Origin of the sequence: Photorhabdus hindustanensis (genome assembly GCF_002968995.1) — a bacterium.
Classification (GTDB): Bacteria; Pseudomonadota; Gammaproteobacteria; order Enterobacterales; family Enterobacteriaceae; genus Photorhabdus; species Photorhabdus akhurstii.
On sequence record NZ_PUWT01000093.1, the window covers coordinates 1 to 4,213 of the forward strand.

1 protein-coding gene is annotated in these 4,213 nt (G+C 40.3%); it reads left to right on the top strand.

Translation table 11 applies throughout. The features are described 5' to 3' along the window. Positions 1–4,213: hemagglutinin repeat-containing protein (locus tag C6H66_RS23405; protein ID WP_248000802.1), on the top strand; the 4,213-nt coding region annotated here is incomplete at both ends.

Below are 4,213 nucleotides of genomic sequence, written 5' to 3' on the forward strand. Positions count from 1 at the left end.
CTGTGGTTTTGTTAATACCCCGGCAGTCACCTTATCGACCGGAAAACCGGTGTTTGATAAAGACGGAGCGTTAGCAGCCTTAGCAGTGAAAAAAGGCACCATAACTATCGGTGAAAAGGGGCTGGATGCAACGGCGCAGGATGATGTCGATATTATCAGCCGGGCAGCAATATTAAATGGCAAAGTACAGGCGAAAAACCTGACGTTGACACAAGGGGCCAACCAGGTTGATTTCAAACATGGGACTGTTGTCCCTATTGCCGGAGAAGGTGATAGCCCCGGGAAAGCGATTGATACCGGGTCATTGGGGGGCATGTATGCCAATAAAATCCGTCTGGTGAGTACTGAGGTGGGTAAGGAAGTTAACCTTGCTAATTTGACTGCAACGCAAGGCGACATCAGTTTGACGGTGGATGGCAAGGCGACTCTGGAGGATGTACAGGCTAAAACGGATATCACTGTTAACAGTAAAAGCATTGAAACAGCGAAACAGAGTAATGTGCAGGCAGGGAAAGATATTACGCTTGCTGCGAATACTTTGGACAACAGGGGTAAGCTTATTGCAGAAGGAGATATGCGTCTATTTGTTGAGCGTTTGGACAATCAGGGGAATGCTCTACTTCAGGCAAATAATAATCTATGGTTGCAAAAAGATGCGATCGGTAATTTAAATACTTGGGTTAACAACTATTCAGCGACTCTGAAAACCAATAATGGTGATATTGTTATTCGCACAAAAGAATTAAATAATGCTAGTAATGCTAATCTTACTTCAGGGGCGAATGCTTATATCAATGCTACAACGCTTGATAACAGCCAAAGCCAGTTTAATGCGAAGAAAGATCTTATTTTAACTGGCAGCGATTTTCACGAAGGAATGGAAGGTAAACTCTCAGCAGAGCTTAATATAGTGGCTGACTTTATTAATAAATTCAATGGAACTTCGTTAATATCTGCTAAAAATATCCTTCTTCATGCCGGTGAAATTATTGGCATGGGATACTTCAAGGTCGAAAATGATCTGTCAGTAATAGCCGAACGTAAAATTAATGTTAACCGAGACATTCTGGAGGCAAAGAAAAATCTGACACTAATTGCAGGGAAAGTTATCTCGACCTCTAAAGTAGAGCTGAAAGGAGAAAATGTTGAGTTTACCGTGCGCGAAGGTGACATTAGTATGGGCGTGCGGACAGGGGATAGTTCTGAGGTTTCAATTTCGGCTTATAATAATTTGCGGATTTCAGCTGGTAACGATCTGGAGTTTTCTAGAACCCAGTTAGATAATTTACATAATATTACGTTAAGTTCGGGGCGTAACCTTAATGCTAGCCAAGGTAAATTGAACGCTACTGGTAATATTAAGCTGTTTGCTGGAAATGATTTAATTTTACAGGGAGCTCATATTAATGCTGATCAACAGGTCATGTTAAATGCCAATGGAAAAATGGATCTAGGAAATGTTAAGTCTAAAACTGATTTAAATGTAGGTGCCAAAGAACTTAGTATCAGGCAAAATGCTCAAATTCATGCTGAACGGGATATTGTTCTGGCAAGCAGTACGCTTGATAACAAAGGTAGTATAATTGCAGGTCAGGATATGAGTATATTTGGAGGTAAAGTATACAATATAGGTGATAATGCACTTTTACAAGCCAATAATAATATGTGGATACAAAAAGATGCTCAGGGGAATAAAAGTCAGTTAGTCGAAAATAGATCTGCGACGATAAAAACCGTGAATGGGGACTTGGTTGTCAGGACAAAGGAACTGAACAATACTCGAAATAGCTTTGTGATGCAAAATAAGCAGGTAATGCCAGATTTTACAGACAGAGATATGACTGTTTTTAGTGATATAAATATTTGGGGCGAACCCTATACTATAACAGCAGAGTTGACTCCACTGCCTGAAAAATGGTTTGGACATGCCTATTTTAATGGTATTGGCTTTGAAAAGGATGGACCAGAAAAAGCTTATTTAAATAATAGCAGAATTAAAAGTATTGTATTAGAAAATTCTCAGCCAGGTCTTATTTTTTCTGGAAGAAATGCTTACATTAACAGTAATAACTTATCCAATCAAATAAGTCAGATTGAAGCTAAAAAAGATATCTTTCTGGCCGGAAATAAATTTATTAATGAAAGTAAAAGAAAAAGTTCACTAAATAATTTTATTATTTATGATCTTAAACTTGAGCCGGCGCCAACAGTATTTACTTATAAAAGATTAGGAGAAACTAAAACCTGGAATGATGAGGAAAATGTCATTGAGCCAGCAAGCGTCATCGCGAAAGGTAGCATTGTTGCTGATTTTAAAGACAGTATCAATATTAATACTGCTCTCCCTTATGACGTTAAAACGGTCTCAGAAGTTAATATTAAAGAACGACCAGAAACATTATCAGCAGAAAATATTATTCTTCATGCCGGGCAAATTAATATTACTGATAAGATAAAGGCAACTAATGCATTAGATATGATATCTGAAAAGGATATTAATCTTAATGATGCATCACTGCTGTCATCAAATAATTTATCTATGACAGCCATCAATAATATTAACTCCCTGCAAAGTGAGGTAAAAGGCAAAGACATTACCCTGATAAGCCGTCATGGCGATATACGGTTCCAGAGCAGTGAAAACCCCGGTTATTTTGATGCAGACAATACCCGTATAATAAGTACACTAGGTGCTAAGGGTAATTTAACAATCAACGCAGGTAAAAATCTATTTTTACATAATACCTATTTCACCCCAAGCGCTCATATCTCTCTGACAGCAAATAATGATATTGAAATAGCAAACAATGGACAGCTATCCCCACGACAAACGGGTCCTATGCATCCAGACCAATGGGATAAAAATCTACTTAATGCTATTTTGCCTGAACAAGAGAAGGCAAACTTTAAGCCTCTATTGCCCATGACCGGCGTTTTAACTGCCGCAGAGTCATTGATAATGAATGCCGGCGGTAATCTTTTTACTCAAGGGGCTTTCATCTCGGCCGGAAAAGAGGTTTATTTAAGTGCGGCAAAACATATTGGGCTCAATTCTCGTGAGCTGATTTTTCATAGACTAGAAGAGTTTTTCTTATCGGGTAATTATGTTCCACCTTTACGTTCAATAGAATTAGGTAGCAGGATCACGGCAAAGAATAATATCAGCATCATTAGTGGTGGAGATATTGCTGGGAAAGCCGTTCAGATACAGGCAAACGGAAACACATTATTATCTGCGGGAAGCAATATCACTTTACCTTTCCTGACTTATGTTTATTCACCAAATCAATATCGCAATGATGACGACAAAGATAATCTCCATTTCACGGCTCAAATCCGGGGGGATAAAAAACTGACAATCGCGGCAAATGGCGCTATCACCACAATGGGTTCTAAATTGACTTCGGGTGGTGATGTCATACTTTCCTCCGGTGGCAATATGCGCTTCGAATCAGTGCAAAATCACACTTATCGGGAAAACGGCAGTGAATCCACCGAATCAGTGACTCAGAATGGCACTGAACTGACCAGCGGCGGCATACTGACGGTTCTTTCAAACGGCAGCATTCTATTCCAGGCCACCAAACTCACGGCCAAAGGGGCAATGGATATCGCCGCCAAAGGCGGTTATCTGTACGCTCAGGCGATGGAGGAATCCAGCCACTATGAGAAAACAGAAACCAAACGTAAGTGGTATGGTAAAAAGAAAACCACTACACGCACCCGTCATGATGTCACCAACAAAGTCACTGAATTTACCGCCGGCGGTGATATCAATCTGTTAAGCCGGGATGACAGCACCTATGAAGCCAGTAAAATCGCCACCAGTAAAAATGCCAAACTGACCAGTACTCACGGTAAAGTCAATTTTAAAGCGGTCAAAAACAGTACCTTTGAGCAGACGATTACCCATTCCAAAGGCTTTTATATCAAGCAGACGAATAAAGGCTATACCGAAAACAAATGGGTGCTTCCTGCTATTCATATTGGCGGAAAATTTACTGTGGAGGCGGCGAAAGGGGTTAGCGCGGATATCAAAGCCAAAAATGGTCAATCGTTACAGAATGCGGTGTCAGTATTCGGCAATACGCCGGAAACCGCCTGGCTAAAAGGACTCAATGAACGTAAAGACGTTCAATGGAACTTAGTTAAAGATGCCTATGACAGTTGGGATTATAAAAGCCAGCACCTGAATCCGGTGGTCTCTGCGGTT